Annotated in this window: 22 protein-coding genes; 14 read left to right on the plus strand and 8 right to left on the minus strand. The window is 65.8% G+C overall.

The features are described from left to right. The first annotated feature begins 101 nt into the window (after positions 1-101). Positions 102-815 (plus strand): TetR/AcrR family transcriptional regulator, encoded by a 714-nt coding sequence (locus B0W80_RS17805; protein ID WP_077000489.1) that lies wholly within the window; start codon positions 102-104, stop codon positions 813-815. Here B0W80_RS17805 and B0W80_RS35000 read toward each other — a convergent pair. The 4 genes from B0W80_RS35000 to xdhC form a co-directional block, all read right to left on the minus strand. Beyond that, a complete protein-coding gene (locus B0W80_RS35000; RefSeq protein ID WP_143684672.1) occupies positions 806-2,392 on the minus strand; it encodes a hypothetical protein in 1,587 nt (528 codons plus the stop codon). The two genes, B0W80_RS17805 and B0W80_RS35000, sit on opposite strands and share 10 nt — an antisense overlap. A gap of 185 nt (positions 2,393-2,577) precedes the next feature. Continuing rightward, positions 2,578-3,909: a glycerate kinase gene (locus tag B0W80_RS17815; RefSeq protein ID WP_077000491.1), complete on the minus strand. Its 1,332-nt coding sequence runs from the start codon at positions 3,907-3,909 to the stop codon at positions 2,578-2,580. A gap of 50 nt (positions 3,910-3,959) precedes the next feature. Continuing rightward, the gene (locus tag B0W80_RS17820; RefSeq protein WP_077000492.1) at positions 3,960-5,168 is read right to left on the minus strand and encodes a urate hydroxylase PuuD; all 1,209 of its coding nucleotides are present in this window, start codon (positions 5,166-5,168) and stop codon (positions 3,960-3,962) included. Between the two features lie 180 nt (positions 5,169-5,348). Next, positions 5,349-6,164: a xanthine dehydrogenase accessory protein XdhC gene (xdhC, locus tag B0W80_RS17825; protein ID WP_077000493.1), complete on the minus strand. Its 816-nt coding sequence runs from the start codon at positions 6,162-6,164 to the stop codon at positions 5,349-5,351. A 74-nt stretch (positions 6,165-6,238) separates the two neighbouring features. Here xdhC and B0W80_RS17830 point away from each other — a divergent pair, with 74 nt between their 5' ends. Continuing rightward, positions 6,239-6,754: a hypothetical protein gene (locus B0W80_RS17830; protein WP_143684673.1), complete on the plus strand. Its 516-nt coding sequence runs from the start codon at positions 6,239-6,241 to the stop codon at positions 6,752-6,754. On the opposite strand, the gene uraH is transcribed toward B0W80_RS17830, so the two are convergent. Next, positions 6,739-7,101 carry a hydroxyisourate hydrolase gene (gene uraH / locus B0W80_RS17835; RefSeq protein ID WP_077000495.1) on the minus strand — a complete coding sequence of 121 codons (363 nt, stop codon included), beginning with the start codon at positions 7,099-7,101 and terminating at the stop codon, positions 6,739-6,741. The genes B0W80_RS17830 and uraH overlap by 16 nt on opposite strands. Before the next feature lie 78 nt (positions 7,102-7,179). On the opposite strand from uraH, the gene B0W80_RS17840 reads away from it, so the two are divergent. The 11 genes from B0W80_RS17840 (at position 7,180) to B0W80_RS17890 (ending at position 18,709) form a co-directional block, all read left to right on the plus strand. Beyond that, the gene (locus B0W80_RS17840) at positions 7,180-7,860 is read left to right on the plus strand and encodes a GntR family transcriptional regulator (protein WP_083745466.1); all 681 of its coding nucleotides are present in this window, start codon (positions 7,180-7,182) and stop codon (positions 7,858-7,860) included. Positions 7,861-7,873: 13 nt separating this feature from the next. Then, a complete protein-coding gene (gene puuE / locus B0W80_RS17845) occupies positions 7,874-8,863 on the plus strand; it encodes an allantoinase PuuE (protein ID WP_077000497.1) in 990 nt (329 codons plus the stop codon). A gap of 1 nt (position 8,864) precedes the next feature. Continuing rightward, positions 8,865-10,643, plus strand: a complete 1,779-nt coding sequence (gene uraD / locus B0W80_RS17850; protein ID WP_077000498.1) for a 2-oxo-4-hydroxy-4-carboxy-5-ureidoimidazoline decarboxylase — start codon at positions 8,865-8,867, stop codon at positions 10,641-10,643. A gap of 1 nt (position 10,644) precedes the next feature. After that, positions 10,645-11,880 (plus strand): ArgE/DapE family deacylase, encoded by a 1,236-nt coding sequence (locus B0W80_RS17855; protein WP_077000499.1) that lies wholly within the window; start codon positions 10,645-10,647, stop codon positions 11,878-11,880. Between the two features lie 191 nt (positions 11,881-12,071). Then, positions 12,072-13,103: a methionine synthase gene (locus tag B0W80_RS17860; RefSeq protein WP_077000500.1), complete on the plus strand. Its 1,032-nt coding sequence runs from the start codon at positions 12,072-12,074 to the stop codon at positions 13,101-13,103. A gap of 25 nt (positions 13,104-13,128) precedes the next feature. Further along, entirely contained in the window at positions 13,129-14,580 is a 1,452-nt protein-coding gene (locus B0W80_RS17865; protein WP_077000501.1) for an NAD(P)/FAD-dependent oxidoreductase, read from the plus strand. 245 nt (positions 14,581-14,825) lie between these two features. After that, entirely contained in the window at positions 14,826-16,310 is a 1,485-nt protein-coding gene (locus tag B0W80_RS17870) for an NCS1 family nucleobase:cation symporter-1 (RefSeq protein ID WP_077000502.1), read from the plus strand. A 44-nt stretch (positions 16,311-16,354) separates the two neighbouring features. Continuing rightward, positions 16,355-17,113, plus strand: a complete 759-nt coding sequence (locus B0W80_RS17875; RefSeq protein ID WP_077000503.1) for an aspartate/glutamate racemase family protein — start codon at positions 16,355-16,357, stop codon at positions 17,111-17,113. Between the two features lie 73 nt (positions 17,114-17,186). After that, positions 17,187-17,498, plus strand: a complete 312-nt coding sequence (locus B0W80_RS17880; protein WP_077000504.1) for a type II toxin-antitoxin system Phd/YefM family antitoxin — start codon at positions 17,187-17,189, stop codon at positions 17,496-17,498. Continuing rightward, positions 17,499-17,909: a type II toxin-antitoxin system RelE/ParE family toxin gene (locus tag B0W80_RS17885; protein ID WP_077000505.1), complete on the plus strand. Its 411-nt coding sequence runs from the start codon at positions 17,499-17,501 to the stop codon at positions 17,907-17,909. Positions 17,910-17,962: 53 nt separating this feature from the next. Continuing rightward, a complete protein-coding gene (locus tag B0W80_RS17890; protein ID WP_077000506.1) occupies positions 17,963-18,709 on the plus strand; it encodes a GntR family transcriptional regulator in 747 nt (248 codons plus the stop codon). A gap of 12 nt (positions 18,710-18,721) precedes the next feature. Here the strand turns inward: B0W80_RS17890 and B0W80_RS17895 are convergent, their stop codons facing one another. Beyond that, entirely contained in the window at positions 18,722-19,243 is a 522-nt protein-coding gene (locus B0W80_RS17895; RefSeq protein ID WP_077000507.1) for a GNAT family N-acetyltransferase, read from the minus strand. 86 nt (positions 19,244-19,329) lie between these two features. Here B0W80_RS17895 and B0W80_RS17900 point away from each other — a divergent pair, with 86 nt between their 5' ends. Continuing rightward, complete coding sequence (locus B0W80_RS17900) at positions 19,330-20,742, plus strand: FAD-containing oxidoreductase (RefSeq protein ID WP_077000508.1); 1,413 nt, start codon at positions 19,330-19,332, stop codon at positions 20,740-20,742. Here the strand turns inward: B0W80_RS17900 and B0W80_RS17905 are convergent. Both B0W80_RS17905 and B0W80_RS17910 read right to left on the minus strand, forming a co-directional pair. Next, the gene (locus B0W80_RS17905; protein WP_143684674.1) at positions 20,739-21,191 is read right to left on the minus strand and encodes a GFA family protein; all 453 of its coding nucleotides are present in this window, start codon (positions 21,189-21,191) and stop codon (positions 20,739-20,741) included. The genes B0W80_RS17900 and B0W80_RS17905 overlap by 4 nt on opposite strands. 488 nt (positions 21,192-21,679) lie before the next feature. Next, positions 21,680-22,645 (minus strand): tripartite tricarboxylate transporter substrate binding protein, encoded by a 966-nt coding sequence (locus B0W80_RS17910; protein WP_077000510.1) that lies wholly within the window; start codon positions 22,643-22,645, stop codon positions 21,680-21,682. Positions 22,646-22,668: the final 23 nt, after the last annotated feature.

The raw sequence follows: 22,668 nt of genomic DNA on the forward strand, positions 1-22,668 counted from the left end.
TTTCTTCTTGCGAAGGTTCGCCGGGGTCGTCGATGAAGTAGACTGGATCTTAGCGAATTTGAATTCAAATTCAAACTACTTTTTTTGTTGTCCGTTGCCCCATGCCCACTGCACCTCGAAAGAAAGCCCCCGCCGCGCCGCCTGTCCGCTCAGCCCGGCCCGATGGCGCGGCCACCCGCGCCCTGCTTCTCGAAACCGCCGGCCAGGTGTTCGCCGAACGCGGCTACGCCGATGCCACCAGCAAGGAAATCTGCGAACGCGCCGGCACGCCGATGGCCTCGGTCAACTACCACTTCGGCAGCCGCGAGAAGCTGTACGAGGAGGTGCTGATCGAGGCGCACCGCCAGATCGTGAGCGTGGAAGAACTCGAAGAAGTGACACGCGGCATCGGCGACCCGCGCGAGAAGATGCGCGCCCTGCTCCAGCACATGCTGAGCCCGTCGAATCGCGAAGGCGACCCCTGGGGCTTCAGGGTGGTGCTGCGTGAAGTGATGGCGCCCGGCCCGCTGGCGCCGGCGCTGGTCGAGAAGGCGGTCAAGCCGAAGGCGAAACTGGTGCTGGGCCTGATCGCGCAGATCCTGAAGCTGCCGCCCGATCACCCCGCCGTGCAGCGCGCCCTGGTGTTCTCGGTGCTGCCCTGCATCCTGATGCTGGTGGTGCCCAAGGAGATCCCACGCAAGGTGCTGCCGGCCATCGATGGCGGCAGCGAGGTGTTCGAGGATTTGATGCGCTACGTGTTCGCGGGGCTCGATGCGCTGGCGAAGGCGCATCGGACCAAGGCTCGCAGCGCCAATGTGCCGCTACGTCAGCCGTGAACGTCGAAAAGTTTGTCGATGAGCGCGCGCAGTTGGTCGTCGGTCATGCGCGCGTCGCCCTCCAGGTCGTACACATCTTCGCGCGCCATGCTGGCCAGGAGTGAGTACACGGGCGCAACCTGCAGCGCCGCCATGTCGGGTTGCGATTCGTCGAAATGATGAACTCTCAGCAGCTCGCGAAACACGCGATGCTTGGGCAGATCCGTGCCGTGCAATTGCTGGGCGAGGCCTGACAAGAATTCGTAGCGACTGATTCCTGTGTAAGGCTTCAGATCGAAGCCTTCGTACACGATGGACTGCATGGCTTGTGAAGACAACCACTCCGCATCTCGCGCTTGCCGAATAAATCCAATATAACCATGAACCGCGTGGTCTTTTTCAGCAAGTGTCATATCCGCCAGACGACCGCTTTGGACTCTAAGCTGATCGGGTCCAAGATCTCTACCGTTGTTGATCGTCCGCTCGATTTCTTTGTAGATTGCGTCGTAACGTTCTTCAGACACCGACCGCAGGATGTTTTCTCCAAAGGAGCCGCCTCCTGCCAAGATTGTTTGCAAATCGGTTTGCAAATTAACCACTTTCACGGGCCTGCCGAGCGCTTGAACCTTGCAGGAAGGATGACAAGTAATCGTCTTCATGGCGCCAGCAGCCGAATAATTGAGCACCTCTAGAGCTGGCAAATCTTGCACATTGAGGTCGAACTCCTTGCAGTCATGAAATGTAAATTTCTTGAGTGCCTTAAGTTCGCTAAGCCATGGCGGCGCGTCGCCAGCGGAAATCGTCAAGTCCCGCAACGTGCCGGCATTTGTTCGAATGAAATCGAACATCATGCTTGCAGGGATATATCGAAATCCATTGCCGTACTTCGAAAGATCCAACGACTCGATTGCCCTTCTAGGCGCCGTCGAGTCGTCGCCTTTGAAGAAGTCGTCGATCAGGGCATTCATTCCGAAGAGATCCTTCCCGGACGACTCACGCTCTGCCCAAGTTCGATTGAACAGAATCTCTTGATGGTATCTGTCTGCCAGGCTTTGAGGTTTAGCTGGATCGAGAATTAATACTTCGACCGTGACATCACCGATCACCGTGACCGAGCACGCAGACAAGCAGCCGATTGACTTCATCCCTTCACCGACCGAATATTCGAGCTCGCGAAGCGAATGAAAATTCCTGACATCCAGATGCTGTTCACGGCATCCATGGAATATCAATACCTCTAATGAAGTCAACGCGTTGAGCCATTCGGGTCGTGCTCCAGGGGGCAGTGACAAACCCGTCAGTTCTTCTGCCCTGAGCAACATGACAGCCTTTAGAGCCGGAGGGGGAACATGCTCTAGAACTTCGCCGTATTGCGCCAAATTCAAGTGCCACTTGTCGTTGTCATGCCACGCGAACAAGGCGTTCTGCAACTTGTCAAACTCATCGCGCAAGCGCGGGGGCACTCCCAATCTGACCAGTTTGAACTCATCTTCGCATTTCTTTATATCATTCGCATTGCGTGCACCAGATATCGGCTTTGCTGTTTGAAGCGTGACGCGCGAAGGGTTTGAAGGCTGTATCGAAAACATTGAATTCATCCAAAGACAGCTTGGTGACACGCGTTATCAAAGCCGTTCCCGGCATTCGTCGCTAATCTACTGCGTACGGCTTGCAGCGAAGTCGATGGCATGCCAGGTCTTTGCGCCGCGCGTCTGATGCGCGACGGCCGAGCGCTCGTTGAGCGGCGTCGTAGGCGCCCGCCGCAGCCCCAAGACCTTCCGTCTTAAGCACCGATCAATAACGCCCGGAAGTCGTTGACGTTGGTGTGCGTCGGCCCCGTCACGCATAGGTCGCCGATGGCGTCGAAGTACCCGTAGGCGTCGTTGCGGTCGAGGTGATCGGCCAGCTTGCGCCCGGCCGCCGTCGCGCGCGCCAAGGTGTCGGGCGTGACGAAGGCGCCGGCGTTGTCTTCGACGCCGTCGATGCCGTCGGTGTCGGCCGCCAGTGCCCACACGTCGGGTTGGCCCGCGAGCGCGCCCGCCAGCCCCAGGCAGAACTCGCCGGCGCGGCCGCCGCGGCCCTTGGCCTGGCCGGGTTGGCGCGGGCGGATGGTGACCGTGGTTTCACCGCCCGACAGGATGACGCAGGGCTTGGCGAAGGGCGCACCGCGCAGCGCGACCGCACGCGCCAGCGCACCGTGCACCTTGCCGACCTCGCGCGATTCGCCTTCCATCTCGTCGCTGAGGATGTGGGCTTCGATGCCCGCCTCGCGCGCCGCCGCGGCCGCGGCTTCGAGCGACTGCTGCGGGGTGGCGATCATGTGGACTTCGTGGCCCCTGAACACTGCGTCGTCGGGCTTGGGCGTTTCGAGCGCGCCGCTTTCCAGCCCCGCGCGCACCGGCTTCGGCACCTCGATGCCATAGCGGTCGAGGATGGCGAGGGCATCGGCGCAGGTGGTGGCGTCGGGCACCGTCGGGCCGCTGGCGATGACGGCCGGGTCGTCGCCCGGCACGTCGCTGATGGTGAGCGTCACCACCTTCGCGGGCCCGCAAGCCGCGGCGAGCCGGCCACCCTTGATGCGCGACAGGTGCTTGCGCACGCAGTTCATCTCGCCGATGTGCGCGCCCGATTCGAGCAGTTGCTTGTTGATGCGCTGCTTGTCGGCCAGCGTCAGGCCTTCGGCCGGCAGCGTGAGCAGCGCCGAACCGCCGCCCGAGATCAGGCACAGCACCAGGTCGTCTGCCGTCAGACCCTGCGTGAGCGCGAGGATGCGCTCGGCTGCCTTGAGCCCGGCCTCGTCGGGCACGGGATGCGCGGCTTCGACGATCTCGATGCGCGACGCCAGGCCTTCGGGCCGCGGCGGGATGTGGTCGTAGCGCGTGACCACGAGGCCCGACAGCGGCGCATCGGCGGGCCACAGCGCTTCGAGCGCCTGGGCCATCGAGCCGCCGGCCTTGCCGGCGCCGATGACCAGCGTCCGGCCCTTGGGTGGCTTCGGCAGATGCGGCCCCATGCTGGCCAGGGGCAGCGCGCGTTCGACCGCGACGCCGTAGAGATGCTGGAGGAAATCGCGCGGTGCGGTGCGCGGATCGGGCGTGACCTTGGATGCGTTCATGTGATGGAGTCTCCGGGGGCCCGATTGTCCACGCGTGCCGCGGCGTCGGGCTAGTTCGTCTTGGCGCCCTCTTGGAACCACTTCGAGAGCAAGGCGCGCTCGGCATCGGTCATGCCGGTCGAGTTGTTCATCGGCATGATCTTCGTGACCACGGCCTGCTGGTAGACGGCCTGGGCGTGGGCCGTCACCTGTTCGGGTGTGTCGAGCCGCACGTTCTTCATCTGCACGGTGGCGCCGTGGCACATGTAGCAGCGCTGCTCCAGCACCTTCTTGACATCGCCGAAGGCCACCTTCTGCGCGGCGGCGGCACCGGCCATGGGCGCGGCCGCGGGCTCGGGGCGCATCCAGATGATCGACAGTCCCAGCACCACCACACCGACCATCGCATAGGGCAGCGGGTTGCCGGCATTGCCGAGCTTGAAGCGATGCCGCACCACGAAGAACTGCCGGATCGCCGCGCCGCCGAGCATGATGAGCAGCAGCACGATCCAGTTGTACTTGTGCGTGTAGGTGAAGCTGTAGTGGTTGCTCAGCATCGCGAACAGCACCGGCAGCGTGAAGTAGGTGTTGTGCACGCTGCGCTGCTTGCCGCGCTGGCCGTGAATGGGGTCGACCGGCTTGCCCTCGCGCAGCGCCTTCACGCTTTTACGTTGGCCGGGGATGATCCAGAAGAACACGTTCGCGCTCATCGTCGTGGCCATCATCGCGCCCACCAGCAGGAAGGCGGCGCGGCCGGCGAACCACTGGCAGGCCAGCCAGGTCGCGAAGCAGATGAAGACGGCGATCAGCAGGCCGACGATGGTGTCGCCGTTCTTGCGGCGGCCGAAGATCTGGCAGATGCCGTCGTAGACCATCCAGAAGACGACGAAGAAGGCCAGTGCCACGCCGATCGCGGCGCCGGGCTGCCAGTCCATCTTGGACTTGTCGATCAGGTAGGTGCTCGCGTTCCACAGATAGGACATCGTGAACAGCGCGAAGCCGCTGATCCACGTCGAGTAGCTTTCCCAGAACGACCAGTGCAGGTGGTCGGGGATCTTCTTCGGCGCCAGCGCGTACTTCTGCATGTTGTAGAAGCCGCCGCCGTGCACGGCCCACTGCTCGCCGCCGACGCCCTTGTCCTGGGACTCCTTGTCCTCGGGCTTCTCGAGGCTGTTGTCCAGCATCACGAAGTAAAAGGAAGCGCCGATCCACGCGATGGCGGTGATGACGTGGACCCAGCGCAAGAGCAGATTGGCCCAGTCGAGGTAGTAGCTTTCCATGTGCTCAACCCTGGTTTGGCCTGCTCACCACTGCGGGCGCTGTAAGCAGAAGAATCGCCGCGAACGCAGGCTGTCGTGGGTGCCTCGCTCCGCTGCGGCGTGTGGACTGAAGTGTATACACTTTTGGCTCGCCTTCGGGATTTATTTCGTTGCGCAGCCTGCAGGAAAACCCTGACCTTCTCAGCCCGCGTACAAGCCTTGCAACAGCTGTGCCGCCACGGCCACCGCGATCACTTCGGGCTCCTTGCCGGTGATGCCGGGCACGCCGATCGGGCAGGTGATGCGCGCCAGTTCGTCCTCGGTGAAGCCACGCGCTTCGAGCCGGTGGCGGAAGGTGGCCCACTTGGTCTTGCTGCCGATCAGGCCCACGTAGGGCAAATCGTTTCGAGCGCGAATGCGCTTGAGGCAGGCGATGACGATGTCCAGGTCTTCGGCGTGGCTGAAACTCATGATCAGCACGCGCGAGCCCGGCGCCAGCTGCGCGACGGCGTCCTGCACGGGGTCGGAATGCTCGGTCTCGATCTGCGCGGGCAGCGCATCGGGGAACACGCCGTCGCGGCTGTCGATCCAGCGCACCTTGAAAGGCAGCGTCGAGCACAGCCGCGCGAGCGCCGCGCCCACGTGGCCGCCACCGAACAGCGCAACGGGCTCCAGATGCGCCAGCAGCTCGGCCTGCAGTGCCTTCACGTCGGCTCGCCCGATGCGGCGGTACGACAGGTAGACCACGCCGCCGCAGCACTGCCCCAGGCTGGGCCCGAGCGGATAGCGCTGCACGCCGTCGATGTCGCTGCGGCCCGCCAGGAAGTCGCGCGCTTCGCCGATGGCCTGAAACTCGAGCTGCCCGCCACCGATGGTGGCCGTCAAACCGTCGGGCCACACGGCCATCCAGGTGCCGGCCTCGCGTGGGGCGGAACCCTGCGTCTTCTCGACGCGCACCAGCACGCCGCGTTCGCCGTGCACCAGGCGCGCCAGCAGTTCGTCGACCAAACCGTTCATGGACAGTACTTTTGGTAGCGTGGGGCTCGCATGCCCACGGTATAACTCCATCGATGCGTTTTCCGCTGCCAGCCATGTCATCTCGTCGTCTCCTTGCTTTCTTCTCTTTCGTTGCAGCGGCCCTCGCCGGCTGCGGCACACCCAGCCCCACGGCGCCGTTCAGATCGACGGTGCCCGGCCAGCTCAGCAGCGCCGTGCCCGAGCAGGCGTCGGGCGCCGTGCCGCGGGCGTCGAACGCCGGCACGCCGCGCGAATACCGCCAGGACGCCGCGCGCCACATCTACGCACGCAACGCACAGCGCATCTACGCCGGCAAGCTGCCGCCGCTGCTCTATGCCATCGGCACGCTGCAGGTCAACCTCGACGCCAACGGCCGTGTGCTCTCGATGCACTGGATGCGCGCGCCGCAGCATGCGCCCGAAGTCATCGCCGAGATCGAGCGCACCGTGCTCAGCGCCTCGCCCTATCCGGCCGCGAGCCGCATCGGCAAGCTGACCTGGACGGACACCTGGCTGTGGGACAAAGGCGGGCACTTCCAGCTCGACACCTTGACCGAGGGGCAGCTCTCGCAGCTTCAAGACCCGCGATAGGTCGAATAGCTCCACGGGCTGACCAGCAGCGGCACGTGGTAGTGCTGCGCTGCGTTGGCCACGCCGAAGTCCAGCGCGACGCGGTTCAGGAAGTTGGGCTCGGGCAGCTTCACGCCGCGTGACTTGAAATAGCCCGCCACGTCGAAGACCAGCCGGTAGGTGCCGGTCTTCAGCTCGCCGTCGGCGTACAGCGGACCGCCGCTGCGGCCATCCGAATTGAGGTTGAAACGCTTGACCAGCGTGGCGCGGGCGTCTTCGCCCGTGCCGTCGGTGGTGTAAAGCGCGACTTCCATGCCGGCCGCGGGGCCGCCGTGCATGGTGTCCAGGACGTGGGTGCTCAAGCCCATGGTGATGCTCCTTCGATCAAGGCATTGGGGAAATTCCGGTGGACAAAAGTGTATACACTTCTTGGCTTTGGGTCTATCATGGAAACCATGGATTCGACCACCACCCGCGCCATCGTGGATGCACTCACCAAAGCCATCGTCGAGCACAGGCTTCAGCCGGGCAGCAAGCTGGCCGAGCAGAAGCTGGCCGACCACTTCGGCGTGTCGCGCACGCTGGTGCGACAGGCCTTGTTCCAGCTGTCGCAGAACAAGCTGATCCGCCTGGAGCCCGCGCGCGGCGCCTTCGTGGCGGCGCCGGCGGTGGACGAGGCCAAGCAGGTCTTCGCGGTGCGCCGCATGCTCGAAGCGGAGATGACGCGCGAGTTCGTGCGCACCGTCACGCCCGCCAAGATCAAGGCGCTGAAAGAGCACGTGGCACTCGAAAAGGCTGCCGTCTCCGGCGAAGACATCTCCGACCGCACCGAGCTGCTGGGTGACTTCCATGTGCGCATGGCCGAGTTGATGGGCAACAAGGTGCTGGCGCAGATCCTCGGTGAACTGATCTCCCGCTGCGCGCTGATCACGCTGATGTACCAGAGCGCCACCGCCGCCGAGCATTCGAACGACGAGCACGCCGACATCGTAAAGGCCCTGGCCGCCAAGGACGTCGAACGCGCCGTGCAGTTGATGACGGAGCATCTGCTGAACGTCGAAGCCAACCTCGTTTTCGATCGCAAGGTTCCCACCCACGACATCTCGGTCGCCCTGGCCGCGGCCTGACGCCATTCCTCTCATGAGCACCCTGTACGACACCACCCTGCCCTACCCGCGCGACCTGGTCGGCTACGGCCGCAATCCGCCCCATGCCCAGTGGCCCGGCCGCGCGCGCATCGCGGTGCAGTTCGTCCTCAATTACGAAGAAGGCGGCGAGAACTGCGTGCTGCACGGCGACGCCGGCTCCGAGCAGTTCCTGTCCGAGATGTTCAATCCGGCCAGCTATCCGGATCGCCACATCAGCATGGAAGGCATCTACGAATACGGCTCGCGCGCCGGCGTCTGGCGCATCCTGGGCGAGTTCGAGAAGCGCGGCCTGCCGCTCACCGTGTTCGGCGTCGGCATGGCGCTGGAGCGCTACCCCGAGCTGACCGCCGCCTTCAAGGAACTGGGCCACGAGATCGCCTGCCACGGCTGGCGCTGGATTCACTACCAGAACATGGACGAGGCCACCGAGCGCGAGCACATGCGCCTGGGCATGGAAGCCATCGAAAAACTCACCGGCGAGCGCGCGCTCGGCTGGTACACCGGCCGCGACAGCCCGCGCACGCGCCGCCTGGTGGCCGACTACGGCGGCTTCGAATACGACAGCGACTACTACGGCGACGACCTGCCCTTCTGGATGAAGGTGCAGAAGACCGACGGCAGCACGGTGCCGCAGCTGATCGTGCCCTACACGCTCGACGTCAACGACATGCGCTTCGCGCTGCCGCAGGGCTATTCGCATGCCGACCCGTTCTTCCAGTACATGAAGGACAGCTTCGACGCGCTCTATGCCGAGGGTGACGAGGCGCCCAAGATGATGAGCATCGGCATGCACTGCCGGCTGCTCGGACGCCCCGGGCGCATCACGGCGCTGCAGCGCTTTCTGGATCACATCGCGAAGCACGACCGCGTGTGGGTGTGCCGCCGCGTGGACATCGCGCGCCACTGGAAATCCACGCATCCCTGCACCGAGACAGGCGCCAAGACCAAGGCAACCGAGACAACCGAGACAAAGGGGACATGACATGACGCTCAGCATCGAACAACTGAACACTGCATCGCCCGACGAGGTCGCGGCCCTGCTCGACGGCACCTACGAGCATTCGCCATGGATCGCGCAGCGCGCCGCCGCGGCGCGGCCCTTCCGTTCGCTCGCGCATCTGAAGCATGCGCTGGTGCAGGCGGTCGCCAAGGCCTCGACCGACGAGCAGTTGGGCCTGATCCGCGCCCACCCTGAGCTCGCAGGCAAGGCGATGGTCAGCAAGACGCTGACCGCCGAATCGACGCACGAACAGGGCAAGGCGGGCCTGACCGACTGCACGCCGGACGAGTTCGCGAAGATCCAGAAGCTCAACGCCGACTACAACGCGAAGTTCGGCTTCCCCTTCATCCTGGCGGTGCGCGGTCCGCGCGGCACGGGGCTGAGCAAGCGCGAGATCATCGACACCTTCGAGCGCCGCGCGCACCACCATCCGGGCTTCGAACGCGCCGAGGCGCTGCGCAACATCCACCGCATCGCCGAGATCCGGCTCGACGACAAGTTCGGCGTGACGCCCACGCTCGGCAACGACGTGTGGGACTGGCAGGAGCAACTGGCCACGCACACCGACCCCGGCTATGCCGAGAAGGGCCAGCTCACCGTCACCTACCTGACCGAGGCGCACCGCGCCTGCGCGCAGATGATCTCGAACTGGATGCGCGAAGCCGGCTTCGACAGCGTCGGGATCGACGCCGTCGGCAACGTGGTCGGGCGCTATGAAGGCGCCACGCCGGATGCGAAGACGCTGCTGACCGGCTCCCACTACGACACCGTGCGCAACGGCGGCAAGTATGACGGTCGCCTGGGCATCTTCGTGCCGATCGCCTGCGTGCGCGAACTCAAGCGGCAGAACCGCCGCCTGCCCTATGCCTTCGAGGTGGTGGGTTTCGCCGAGGAAGAAGGCCAGCGCTACAAGGCGACCTTCCTGGGCTCCGGCGCGCTGACGGGCCACTTCGACCCGAAGTGGCTCGACCAGAAGGACGCCGATGGCATCACCATGCGCGAAGCGCGGCTGACCGCCGGCTTGAAGGAAGAAGACATTCCCCGGCTCGAGCGCGACCCGTCGAAATACCTGGGCTTCGTCGAAGTCCACATCGAGCAGGGCCCGGTGCTCAACGAGATCGACCTGCCGCTGGGCATCGTCACCTCCATCAACGGCGGCGTGCGCTACGTGGGCGAGGTCATCGGCATGGCCAGCCATGCCGGCACCACGCCGATGGACCGTCGCCGCGATGCCGCCGCGTCCGTGGCCGAGCTGATCCTCTATGTCGAGCAGCGCGCGGCGAAGGACGGCGACTCGGTGGGCACGGTGGGCATGCTTGAAGTGCCCAGCGGCTCCATCAACGTCGTGCCCGGCAACTGCAAGTTCAGCCTCGACATGCGCGCGCCGAACAACCCGCAGCGCGATGCCCTGGCGGCCGACGTGATCGCCGAACTCAAGGCCATCTGCGAACGGCGCGGTGTGCGCTACACGCTCGAAGAAAGCATGCGCGCCTCCGCCGCGCCCAGCGCCGCCGACTGGCAGCAACGTTGGGAGAAGGCAGTCGACACGCTCGGCGTGCCCCTGTTCCGCATGCCCAGCGGCGCCGGCCACGACGCGATGAAGCTGCACGAGGTCATGCCGCAGGCCATGCTCTTCGTGCGCGGCATCAATTCCGGCATCAGCCACAACCCGCTCGAATCGAGCACCAACAACGACATGCAACTGGCGGTGGAAGCCTTCCAATTGCTGCTCGACAACCTGGCCCAAGAGAAGGCGAACTGACATGACCACGAGTACCGACTACGACAAGCTCGACGCCTGGGTCGACGCCCACTTCGACGAGGAAGTGCGCTTTCTCCAGCAACTGGTGCGCGTGCCCACCGACACGCCGCCCGGCAACAACGCGCCGCATGCCGAGCGCACGGCCGAGCTGCTCGAAGGCTTCGGCTTCGCGTCCGAGAAGCACGCGGTGCCTGCCGACGAAGTCAAGGACTACGGCCTGGAGTCGATCACCAACCTGATCGTGCGCCGCAAGTACGGCGACGGCGGCCGCACCGTGGCGCTCAACGCGCATGGCGACGTGGTGCCCCCCGGCGAAGGCTGGACCCACGACCCCTACGGCGGCGAGATCGAAGACGGACGCCTCTACGCACGCGCCGCGGCGGTCAGCAAGAGCGACTTCGCGACCTTCACGTTCGCCCTGCGGGCGCTGGAGGAAGTGGCCAAGCCGGCCAAGGGCGGTGTCGAGCTTCACTTCACCTACGACGAGGAATTCGGCGGCATCCTGGGCCCGGGCTGGCTGCTGAAGAACGGCTTGACCAAGCCCGACCTGATGATCGCCGCCGGCTTCAGCTATGAAGTGGTGACGGCCCACAACGGCTGCCTGCAGATGGACGTGACGGTGCACGGCAAGATGGCGCATGCCGCCGTGCCCACCACCGGCATCGACGCGCTGCAGGGCGCGGTGCACATCCTCAATGCGCTGTATGCGCAGAACACGCTGTACCAGCAGGTCACGTCCAAGGTCGAGGGCATCACGCACCCTTACCTCAACGTCGGCCGCATCGAAGGCGGCACCAACACCAACGTCGTGCCCGGCAAGGTGAGCTTCAAGCTCGACCGCCGCATGATCCCTGAAGAGAACCCGGTCGAGGTCGAAGCCACCATCCGCAAGGTGATCGCCGATGCAGCCGAGCAGTGCCCCGGCATCTCGGTCGACATCCGCCGCATCCTGCTGGCCAATTCGATGAAGCCGCTGCCGGGCAACAAGCCGCTGGTCGATGCGATCCAGAAGCACGGCCACCAGGTCTTCGGCGAGCCGATCAAGGCCATGGGCACGCCGCTCTACACCGACGTTCGCCTGTACGTCGAAGCGGGCATTCCCGGTGTGATCTACGGCGCCGGCCCGCGCACCGTGCTCGAGTCGCATGCCAAGCGCAGCGACGAGCGCGTGGTGCTCGAAGACCTGCGCCGCGCCACCAAGGTGGTGGCCCGCACGCTGCACGACCTGCTTGCCTGAGTTTTTTCTTCCGCAAACTGTCCCCGGCCGGCGGGGACAAGCTTGGAAAACATCCGGAACAACTCGCGCGAGCCTTGTCCTGCAAGGCTTTCCGCCGCGTTGCCCGTTCAACAGGCACCCGCACCGCGGGGGTGCACATCGAGCGCACGCGGGGTTAACCTCTGGCATCTGCCCGTTCACGAGGAACCCCGATGTCGCGCCCCCTTTTCAGTTCCACCATTGCCGGCAGCCTGCCCAAGCCCGCCTGGCTGGCCGAAACCCAAAAGCTCTGGCCGGCCTGGAAGGCCGAAGGCGCCGAACTCGCGCAGGCCAAGGCCGACGCCACGCTGCTGTGGATCAAGGCCCAGGAGGACGCCGGCCTCGACGTCATCGGCGACGGCGAGCAGTCGCGGCAGCATTTCGTGCACGGCTTTCTCGAGCAGGTCGAAGGCATCGACTTCGAGCACCGCGTGAAGATGGGCATCCGCAACAACCGCTACGACGCGATGGTGCCGCAGGTGGTGGCGCCGCTGCGGCTCAAGGGCCGCGTGCACGAGGCCGAGGCACGCCTCTTGCGCGCCCACACGCAGCGCCGCACCAAGTTCACGCTGCCTGGGCCGATGACCATCGTCGACACCGTGGCCGACCGGCACTACGGCGATCGCGTCGCGCTCGCCATGGCCTTCGCCGAACTGTTGAACCAGGAGGCGCTGGCGCTCGAAGCCGACGGCATCGACGTGATCCAGTTCGATGAGCCGGCCTTCAACGTCTACATGAAGGACGCCGCCGATTGGGGCGTCGCCGCGCTGGAACGCGCCGCGCAGGGCCTGCGCTGCACCACCGCGGTCCACATCTGCTATGGCTACGGCATCCAGGCCAACATCGACTGGAAAGCCACGCTGGGCGAGGAATGGCGGCAGTACGAGCAGGTGTTTCCGGCGCTCGCGAAGAGCCGCATCGACCAGGTGAGCCTCGAGTGCTTCCACTCGCACGTGCCGGCGCAGCTGATGGCGCTGCTGGAGGGCAAGGACGTGATGGTCGGCGTGATCGACGTCGCCAGCGACGTGGTCGAGACTGCCGAACAGGTGGCCGACACCATCGGCGAGGCCTTGCGCTTCGTACCCAAGAACCGCCTGATCCCGTGCACCAACTGTGGCCTGGCGCCGATGGCGCGCGAGGTCGCGCTCAAGAAGCTGCAGGCGCTGGCCGAAGGCGCACGGCTGGCGCGCGAACGCTACGCCTGAGCTGCCGCGCCACCGGAGTCGCAGCATGTCCGATGCGTCCGTCGATGTGCTGATCGTGGGCGCCGGCCTCTCCGGCATCGGCGCCGCCTGCCACTTGCAGCGGCTGTGCCCGGACCGCAGTGTGGCGATCGTCGAAGCGCGCGAATCGCTGGGCGGCACCTGGGATCTGTTCCGCTACCCCGGCGTGCGCTCCGACTCCGACATGTACACGCTGGGCTATTCCTTCCGGCCGTGGACCGGCGCCAAATCCATCGCCGACGGCGCGGCCATCCTGCAATACCTGCGCGACACGGCACGAGAACACGGCATCGAGCAACGCATTCGCTACGGCCACCGACTGCGCAGCGCGGCTTGGTCGTCCGACGACGCCGCGTGGACGGTCGAGATCGAGCGCGCGGGGCAAGAACCAATGCGCATGCGCTGCGGCTTCCTGCTGATGTGCACCGGCTACTACGACGATGCCGAAGGCTACACGCCGGAATTCGCCGGCCGCTCGGACTTCAAAGGCCGCATCGTGCATCCGCAGCACTGGAGCGACGACATCGCCTACGAGGGCCACCGCGTCGTGGTCATCGGCAGCGGCGCCACGGCCGTCACCCTGGTGCCGGCGCTGGCACAGCGCGCCGCACACGTGACCATGCTGCAGCGCTCGCCGAGCTACGTGCTCTCGCGCCCTTCCGCCGACCCGCTGGCGCGCTGGCTGCAGCGCATCGCGGGCGAGCGCGCGGGCCACGCCATCTCGCGCTGGAAGAACGCAGTGCTGGCGATGGTCCTCTTTCGCGTATGCCGCGGCCGGCCGCAGGCTGCGCGCGCGATGATGATCAAGCTCGTGCGCCGCCAGCTCGGCCCCGACTACGACGTCGCGACGCACTTCACGCCGCGCTACGACCCGTGGGAACAGCGCCTGTGCCTCGTGCCCGACGGCGACCTGTTCAAGGCCATCCGCGCGGGCCGCGCGAGCATCGTGACCGACCACGTCGAGCGCTTCACCGAGACGGGCGTGAAGCTGGCGAGCGGCACCGAGCTGCCCGCGGACCTGGTGGTCACCGCCACGGGACTGAAGCTCAAGTCGCTCGATGCACTCGAGGTCAGCGTCGACGGCCGCCGGCTCGTGTCGGGCCAGCTGCTGAGCTACAAGGGGCTCATGTTCGCGGGCGTGCCGAACCTGGTGTCCGTCTTCGGCTACACCAATGCCTCGTGGACCTTGAAGGCCGACCTGGCCGCTGTGTTCGTCTGCCGGCTGCTGCGGCACATGCGGCGTACCGATGCGCGGCAATGCATGCCGCAGGCCGCCGACCCGGCGATGCCGCTCGCGCCCTGGACCGACTTCTCGTCCGGCTACTTCCAGCGCGCCCGCGACATGCTGCCGCGGCAAGGCACCGAAAAGCCGTGGAAGCTCCACCAGAACTACTTGGCCGATGTCATGAGCCTGCGCTTCGGTGCGCTGGACGACGGGGTACTGCGCTTCTTGAATTGAGCGTCGCGGCGCCCTCTGAAAGAGGCACGTGAGATGGGTGCGGGCGAATGCCTCGGCGCGACGACAAGGCAACTGCCGCTCGCAATCGACGGCGCTCCATGCTGGTGCCCGCACCGGGTAAACCCCAGGCAAACGCCCCAAGAATCGGCTTGATTGCACGCATTTTTTGTATACAAATATAGGGTGCAATCACCGAACCGGACCGCCGTCCGGATTTCCGCCACCCGCCACGAGGAGACAAGCCCGTGAACACTGCCGTCAGCCAAGCCAACACCGAGATGCCGAACACTGGCGAGTCGCCGCATGCGTCGAACGCCCTCATCAAACCCAGCTACGACCCGGCGCTCACCAACGAGGACCTGGCGCCGCTGAAGAAGCAGACCTGGGGCCAATACAACATCTTTGCCTTCTGGATGTCCGACGTGCACAGCGTCGGCGGGTACATCACCGCGGGCAGCCTGTTCGCGCTGGGCCTGTCGAGCTGGCAGGTGCTGGTCGCGCTGCTGGTGGGCATCTGCATCGTGCAGTTCTTCTGCAACCTGGTCGCCAAGCCGAGCCAGGTGACGGGCACGCCCTACCCCGTCATCTGCCGCTCTTCGTTCGGCGTGCGCGGCGCCAACATTCCGGCCATCATCCGCGGGCTGATCGCGGTGGCCTGGTACGGCATCCAAACCTACTTGGCGTCGGCCGCCTTCATGGTGCTGGCCCTGCACCTCTTTCCCAACCTCGCGCCGTATGCCGACGTGAAGCTCCATGGCCTCGCCGGCCTGTCGACGCTGGGCTGGGTCGCCTTCATGGTCATGTGGGTGCTGCAAGCCTTCGTGTTCTGGCACGGCATGGAAGCCATCCGCAAGTTCATCGACTGGGCCGGCCCGGGCGTGTACGTGGTCATGGCCATCCTGTGCGGCTGGCTGGTGTGGAAGGCCGGCTGGAGCAACATCGACCTGAACCTCGGCGGCGTCAAGTTCGAAGGCTGGGACGCGCTGCCCGTCATGCTGTCGGCCATCGCGCTGGTGGTGAGCTACTTCAGCGGCCCGATGCTCAACTTCGGCGACTTCTCGCGCTACGGCAAGAGCTTCGACGCGGTGAAGAAGGGCAACTTCTGGGGCCTGCCGATCAACTTCGTGTTCTTCTCGCTGCTGACCGTCGTCACCACCGCCGCCACGCTGCCGGTGTTCGGCGAGCTGATCACCGACCCGGTGCACACCGTGGGCAAGATCGACAGCACCACCGCCGTCGTGCTGGGCGCGCTGACCTTCATGATCGCCACCATCGGCATCAACATCGTCGCCAACTTCGTGTCGCCGGCCTTCGACTTCTCGAACGTCGCACCGCAGCACATCAGCTGGCGCACCGGCGGCATGATCGCCGCGGTGGGCTCGATCTTCCTGACGCCCTGGAACCTCTACAACAACCCCGAGGTGATCCACTACACGCTGGACGTGCTGGGCTCCTTCATCGGCCCGCTGTTCGGCATCCTGATTGCCGACTTCTACCTGGTGCAGAAGCAGCACGTGGTGGTCGACGAGCTCTACACGCTGAGCACCAAGGGCCGCTACTGGTACACCAACGGCTACAACATGAAGGCCGTGTGGACCATGATCCCCTCGGCGCTGATCCCGATCCTGTGCGTGCTGATCCCCGCCTGGCGCGGCGCCGCCAACTATGCCTGGTTCATCGGCATGGGCCTGGGCTTCGTGATCTACGCGCTGCTCAACCGCAAGTCCTGAACCGCCTTCCCCGAATCGACCTGAAAGCCACGAGCGAGCCTGCCATGCGCATCAAGATCATCAACCCCAACACCACCTGGAGCATGACCGAGAAGATCGGTGACTGCGCGCGCTCCGTCGCGCGGCCCGGCACCGAGATCGTGGCGGTCAGCCCGGCGATGGGCCCGGCTTCGATCGAAAGCCACTACGACGAGGCGCTGGCGGTGCCGGGGTTGCTGCAAGAGATCGCGGCCGGCGAGCGCGACGGCATCGACGGCTATGTCATCGCCTGCTTCGGCGACCCCGGCCTGATGGCTGCACGCGAACTAGCGCGCGGCCCGGTGGTGGGCATTGCGCAGGCCGCCATGCACGTGGCCAGCCTGGTCGGCACGCGCTTCAGCGTGGTGACCACGCTGTCGCGCACCATCGGCCAGGCCCGCCACCTGGCGGAGGCCTACGGCATGGACCGCTTCTGCGCCAACGTGCGGGCTTGCGAGATCCCGGTGCTCGAGCTGGAGGCGCCGGGCAGCAAGGCGCGCGAGCGCATCGTCGACGAGTGCCGCCGTGCGCTGGAAGAAGACGACTCCGACACCATCGTGCTCGGCTGCGCCGGGATGGCCGACCTGTGCGCCCACATCGGCCAGGTGCTGGGCGTGCCGGTGGTCGACGGCGTGGCAGCGGGCACGCAGCTGATCGAGTCGCTGGTGAATCTGCGCCTGGCCACCAGCAAACGCGGCGAGCTGGCGTCGCCGCTTGCGAAGCCGATGACCGGATTGCTGCAGGGCTTCGCGCTGGAAGCGCCGCCGCTCAAACGCGCCGCTTGACCGGACCACGCCTCTCACATGGGCTGTAAGATGCGCCGAATTCCGAGCAAACTACTGCTCATCGGAAGCTCTTGTGTTCATCCTGGCCCGCGACATCATTCCCTTCTCGGTTGCCCGCACCCGGCTCTCGGAGCTCATCGTCGAAGTGCAGAACGGCGCCGAGAAGATCATCACCAAGAACGGCGAACCTGCCGTGGCTGTGATCGATGCCAAACGCCTGGACCACTACCACGCACTGGAGCAAGCACGAATCCATCTGCTGATGCTCGACGAAGTCGAGAAGGGCCTGGCAGACGTGGAGGCGGGTCACACCGTCGACGCTGCCGAAGGCTTGGCCGCGATGAAGCGCGCGCGCAAGTCCAGCAGTCGCAAGGCCCGCGGTTGAATGAGCGGGGCCAAGGAGAGCCCGGCTCTCGCGCTGATACGGTACACGCGCAATTTCGAGTCCAACCTCAAGAGCATCGAATCGTTCTGGATCGAGAGCGGCTTCGCGCCGGGTTTCGATCGGCTGCTCGACGGCCTCGAAGATTCGGTATTGCCGATACTCCAGCGACACCCTCGGATCGGCAGACCCTTTGCGCGCAGGGAGGCGCGATCTGCAGAGGCACAAGCAGCCATCGCACGAATCCAGGGACGGGTCTCGCGTATCGGCGTTCATGCCGAGGTTCGTGAGTACGTGATGGACGACTATGTCGTGCTTTACGTCGTCGCCGACGATGTCGGGAGCGTGCGGACAATGGTGCAATTGCTGGCCATCAAGCACCACAAGCAACTGGGCGACATGTCCGCGGTCTGAGAACCGGCACCCGGTCTCACACGCGCAAGCGTTGCCGGTCCACAATCGCACCCATGCCCCGCGTTACCAGAGCTGCCGCAAACGCCACCGAGGCCGTGCCCTCCCCTCTTGCCCCGCCCGACAAGGCTGCGACCATCGAGAGCATCGCCCAGGACATCGCCACCGCCATCGTCGAGAAGCGCCTGCCACCCGGCACCTGGCTGCGCGAAGAGGCGCTGGGCCGCGTCTATGCGGTGAGCCGCACGAAGATCCGTGCGGCGCTGCTCACGCTGTCGAAGGACAAGCTGATCGAGATGATTCCCGACAAGGGCGCCTTCGTCAGCAAGCCCAGCGTGGAAGAAGCGCGCGAGGTCTTCGGCGTGCGGCGCATCCTCGAAAGCGAAGTGGTGCGGCTGTTCGTGGCCAAGGCCCGCCCAGCGGACTACCGCGAATTGGAACAGCACATCCACTTCGAGCGCACCACGCTGAGCGCGACCACGACCACCGGCACCGTGCGCGAAAAGCTGCTCGGCGACTTCCACGTGGCGCTGGCCGACGCGGCCGGCAACCACACGCTGGCCGAGCTGGTGCGCGAGCTGGTGGCGCGCAGCTCGCTGATCGCGATGCTGTATCACTCGTCGAACGACCCGCATTGCTCGTCCGACGAGCATTCCGACTTCCTGCGCGTGTGCCGCAGCGGCGACGTCGAGGCCGCCGTGCATTGCATGACCGACCACCTCTCGCGCATCGAGGCCAATCTGCAGCTCGGCAGCGACGCGCCGGACCGGCAGCTCGACCTGGTCAAGGCGCTGCTGGCCTGAGCCTCGCGCCCTTCAGCCGTCGACCGGATTCGCCGGCGTCTCCAGCACCAGCTGCCAGAAGTCGACGTCGAGCCAACGCCCGAACTTGAAGCCGGCCTGGCGGATGGTGCCGGCGTGCTCGAAGCCCAGCCGCTGGTGCAGCGCGATGCTGCCCTTGTTGGCCAGGTCGATGGCGCCCACCATCACGTGCAGCTGCTGAGCGCGGGCGGCGGCGATCAGCTCCCGCATGAGCAGCGGCCCCAGGCCCTTGCCACGATGGTCCATGTGCACGTAGACGGAATGCTCGACCGAGTACTTGTAGGCCGGCCAGGCGCGAAAGGTGCCGTAGCTCGCGAAGCCGAGCAATGCGCCTCGATCGTCGACGGCACCGATGACGGGGAAGCCGCCCGCCTCTTTCGCCTTGAACCAGCCGACCATGTTCTCGGCCGTGCGCGGCTGGTAGTCGTAGAGCGCGGTCGAGTGGACGATCGCGTCGTTGAAGATGTCCAGGATCGCGCCGGCATGGGCGTCGTGGGTACAGCGAATGAACTTCATGGGCCGGAGTGTGCATCCGAAAGCCATGGTCTCACTGGCAAGAATGGCGCCGCGCTGACACACTGCCCGGCTCAGAGGAGCTTTGCATGGACGACACCTTCGACGCCATCGTGATCGGCAGCGGCCAGGCCGGCCCGGCGCTGGCCGAGCGCTTTTCGAAAGCCGGCTGGCGCACCGCCGTCATCGAGCGCCACCGCTTCGGTGGCACCTGCGTCAACACCGGCTGCATCCCGACCAAGGCGTTGGTGGCGAGCGCGCACGTGGCCTCGCTGCTGCGACGCGGCGCGGAGTACGGCATCTCGGTTCCCAGTGGCGCGCAGGTCGACTTTCCGGCCGTGATGGCGCGCAAGAGCCGCATCGCCGGGCGTTCCCGCGAAAGCGTCGAAAAATGGCTGCGCGGCATGCCCGGCGTCACGGTCGTCCAGGGCCACGCACGCTTCGAGGCGCCGGGCCAGATCCGCGTGGGCGACCGGCTGCTCGAGAGCGAACGCATCTTCCTGAACGTGGGCGGACGAGCGAACGACCTCGCCCCGGAAATCGCCAACGGCGTCCGTACCCTGAACAACTCCTCGCTGCTGGCACTCGACAGCCTGCCGGAGCACCTGGCCGTCATCGGCGGCAGCTACGTCGGCCTGGAGTTCGCCCAGATGTTCAGGCGCTTCGGCGCCCGCGTGACGGTGCTGCAGCGCGGCGCGCAGATCGTACCGCGCGAAGACGCCGACGTCGCGGCCGCCGTGCAGGCCATCCTCGAACACGATGGCGTCGAGATCCGCACCGGCACCGAGTGCTTCGCGCTGCGCCAGGAAGGCGAGCGCATCGCGGTGCGCTGGCGCTGCGGCGACGACCACGACGAGTTCCTGTGCACGCACGTGCTCAACGCGACCGGGCGGCGGCCGAACACCGACGACCTGGGCCTGGAGAACACCGGCGTGAAGCGCGACCCACGCGGCTACATCGAGGTCGACGACCAGCTGCGCAGTTCGGCGAAGGGCATCTGGGCGATGGGCGATTGCAACGGCCGCGGCGCGTTCACCCACACGGCGTACAACGACTTCGAGATCGTCGCGGCCAACCTGCTCGACAGCGACGCGCGGCGCGTGAGCGACCGCATGTCGGCCTACGCGCTCTACACCGATCCGCCACTCGCTCGCATCGGTCTCACGGTGGACGAGGCGTTGCGCAGCGGGCGCCCCACCCTGATCGGCGAGCTGCCGATGTCACGCGTGGGCCGGGCGGTGCAAAAGGGCGAGGAGCAAGGCTTCCTGCGCGTGCTGGTCGACACGCAGACGCGACACTTGGTCGGCGCCACCCTGCTCGGCGTGGAAGCCGACGAGGCCGTGCACGCGCTGCTCACGCTGATGTACGCACGGCAGCCTGTCGACACGGTGCAGCGCGCCGTCTTCATCCACCCGACGGTGTCGGAACTGCTGCCGACGGTGCTGGGATCGCTGCGGCCGCTACAGCCGCTACAGCCGCTCGAGGCGAGCCAGCCGAGTTAGCCGCATGCCTGCGGTGCGACACGGAACGGCCGCTCCGCCGCTTCGGTGTCCTTCGCCCAGCTCTCGGGCAAGGCCAGCCACCGCTCTTTCTGGTCGTGGTTGGCCGAATAGCCCGGCTCCGGCAAGCCTTCATCGGCGAAGCATCCGCCGGCGATGCCGATCAGCGCCGGCAGGGCGGAGATGGTCCAGTACAGCGTCGTGCCGCAGCGGACGCAGAAATGCCGCGCCTGGTCATGGGCGCAGCGCGCGTGGCGGAAGGCGTACACGCCCGTCTGGCCGTCGGTGGCGACGACGCGCGTCCTCGGAAAGTACGACGACAGGCCGAAGGCGCTGCCCGTGCGCCGCTTGCAATCGGTGCAGTGACAGACGCCCTGCATCTTCGGCTCTCCCTCGACGGTGATGCTGGCCTGCCCGCAGGCGCACCTGGCGGTTTGCTGAATGGATGACACGCGCGACTCCCTCTCGTTGTGTGATGTCTGCTCGCCGGTCTATCCGGCAAGGCGCCTTGAGCGGCCAACGTGGCCCAAAGGGCGGCATCCTATTGAGAATCTTTCGCTTCTTGGTGATTTGGCGAGAATTAGCCAGATTCAGGCAGGCCCTCCTGGCTGGCCGCATGCACCATGAAGCGGCTGTCCAATCCGGCCGAACGCCTAGCCGAAGCGTGAAAAATTTGCTAGCGCGGCTTGTGGTTAAGTCCCCGCTGCCCGAGCCCCTGCGCAACCCGGTTTACGAGGGCAATTTATCCCCCGGGCCGGTGAATAACGTTGTGGAAAAGAGCGTTAGCAACTCGCCGATGCGTGACGGGGCGGGGCTTCCGACAGGGTGCCTCCCAAACGTGCATCCCCTGCTGCAGTGCACCAATCGAGCGCTCGACCCTTGAACCGAGGATCAAACCAAGTCAGTACTCGAGCCCCCGCGCGACGAAATCTCGCGAAGTTCACTCGGCCTCGATGCCCGCCGCCTTGACGATGCGGCCCCACTTCTGCGATTCGCCGGCCTGGAACTTGGCGAGTTCATCCGGCGTGCTGGTGAAGACTTCGGTGCCGCTCGGGTCGTAGAAGGCGGTCTTCGCCGCTTCGCTCTTCGCCGCCTTCACCAGCAGGTCGTTGAGCCGCTTGACCACCGCCGGCGGCGTCTTCGCCGGCGCGTAGGCCGCGAACCAGTAGCCCATCTCGTAGCCCTTGACGCCGGCCTCGGCGATGGTCGGCAGGTCCGGCGCCAGCGGCGAGCGCTTGGCGCCCGACACGCCCAGCGCGCGCAGCTTGCCGGCCTTAACCTGCGGCAGCCCGGTGGCGGTGTCGGTGATCATCATGTCGATCTGGCCACCCAGCAGGTCGGTCACCGCCAGCGGGTTGCTCTTGTAGGGCACGTGCAGCAGCTTGATGCCGGCCATCTGCTGCAGAAGTTCGCCCGCCATCCGGCTCGACGAGCTGCCGCTGCCGAAGCTCAGCTTGCCCGGCTCCTTCTTCGCCAACGCCACGAACTCGGCCACCGTCTTTACTGGCGAGTTGGGGTTGACCACCATGATCTGCCCGCCCTTGCCCAGTGCGGCCACGGGTGCGAAGTCCTTCACAGGGTCGTAGGGCAGCTTCTTGTACAGGTGCTCGTTGGCGGCGTGCGTGGTGTTGGTGGTGATCAGCACCGTGTAGCCGTCCGCCGGAGCCTTGGCCACCTGTTGCGACGCGATGAAGCCGCTCGCGCCGGCCTTGTTGTCGATGACCACTGGCTGCTTCGTCTCGGCCGTGATGCCGGTGCCGAGCGCACGGGCGATCTGGTCGGTGGCGCTGCCGGCGGCGAAGGGCACGACGAAGGTGATGGGCTTCTCGGGGTAGCCCTGGGCCGCGGCGGCGCCGGTGGCCAGCAGCGTGGCCAGGCCGATGGCGAGAGAGGTGAGCTTGATCATTCGGGTTGTCTCCAGGTTTTCGA

Origin of the sequence: Variovorax sp. KK3, assembly GCF_001984055.1 — a bacterium.
Taxonomy (GTDB): Bacteria; Pseudomonadota; Gammaproteobacteria; order Burkholderiales; family Burkholderiaceae_C; genus Variovorax.

Excerpts from the sequence above, each read along its gene's own strand:
- B0W80_RS17830 (WP_143684673.1), top strand. The coding sequence starts at position 6,239 with ATGTCATCTCGTCGTCTCCTTGCTTTCTTCTCTTTCGTTGCAGCGGCC.
- B0W80_RS17805 (WP_077000489.1), top strand. The coding sequence starts at position 102 with ATGCCCACTGCACCTCGAAAGAAAGCCCCCGCCGCGCCGCCTGTCCGC.
- B0W80_RS17860 (WP_077000500.1), top strand. The coding sequence starts at position 12,072 with ATGTCGCGCCCCCTTTTCAGTTCCACCATTGCCGGCAGCCTGCCCAAG.
- puuE (WP_077000497.1), top strand. The coding sequence starts at position 7,874 with ATGAGCACCCTGTACGACACCACCCTGCCCTACCCGCGCGACCTGGTC.
- xdhC (WP_077000493.1), bottom strand. The coding sequence starts at position 6,164 with ATGAACGGTTTGGTCGACGAACTGCTGGCGCGCCTGGTGCACGGCGAA.
- B0W80_RS17890 (WP_077000506.1), top strand. The coding sequence starts at position 17,963 with ATGCCCCGCGTTACCAGAGCTGCCGCAAACGCCACCGAGGCCGTGCCC.
- B0W80_RS17840 (WP_083745466.1), top strand. The coding sequence starts at position 7,180 with ATGGAAACCATGGATTCGACCACCACCCGCGCCATCGTGGATGCACTC.
- B0W80_RS17875 (WP_077000503.1), top strand. The coding sequence starts at position 16,355 with ATGCGCATCAAGATCATCAACCCCAACACCACCTGGAGCATGACCGAG.
- B0W80_RS17910 (WP_077000510.1), bottom strand. The coding sequence starts at position 22,645 with ATGATCAAGCTCACCTCTCTCGCCATCGGCCTGGCCACGCTGCTGGCC.
- B0W80_RS17865 (WP_077000501.1), top strand. The coding sequence starts at position 13,129 with ATGTCCGATGCGTCCGTCGATGTGCTGATCGTGGGCGCCGGCCTCTCC.
- B0W80_RS17885 (WP_077000505.1), top strand. The coding sequence starts at position 17,499 with ATGAGCGGGGCCAAGGAGAGCCCGGCTCTCGCGCTGATACGGTACACG.
- B0W80_RS17855 (WP_077000499.1), top strand. The coding sequence starts at position 10,645 with ATGACCACGAGTACCGACTACGACAAGCTCGACGCCTGGGTCGACGCC.
- B0W80_RS17900 (WP_077000508.1), top strand. The coding sequence starts at position 19,330 with ATGGACGACACCTTCGACGCCATCGTGATCGGCAGCGGCCAGGCCGGC.
- uraD (WP_077000498.1), top strand. The coding sequence starts at position 8,865 with ATGACGCTCAGCATCGAACAACTGAACACTGCATCGCCCGACGAGGTC.
- B0W80_RS17895 (WP_077000507.1), bottom strand. The coding sequence starts at position 19,243 with ATGAAGTTCATTCGCTGTACCCACGACGCCCATGCCGGCGCGATCCTG.
- uraH (WP_077000495.1), bottom strand. The coding sequence starts at position 7,101 with ATGGGCTTGAGCACCCACGTCCTGGACACCATGCACGGCGGCCCCGCG.
- B0W80_RS35000 (WP_143684672.1), bottom strand. The coding sequence starts at position 2,392 with ATGAATTCAATGTTTTCGATACAGCCTTCAAACCCTTCGCGCGTCACG.
- B0W80_RS17820 (WP_077000492.1), bottom strand. The coding sequence starts at position 5,168 with ATGGAAAGCTACTACCTCGACTGGGCCAATCTGCTCTTGCGCTGGGTC.
- B0W80_RS17815 (WP_077000491.1), bottom strand. The coding sequence starts at position 3,909 with ATGAACGCATCCAAGGTCACGCCCGATCCGCGCACCGCACCGCGCGAT.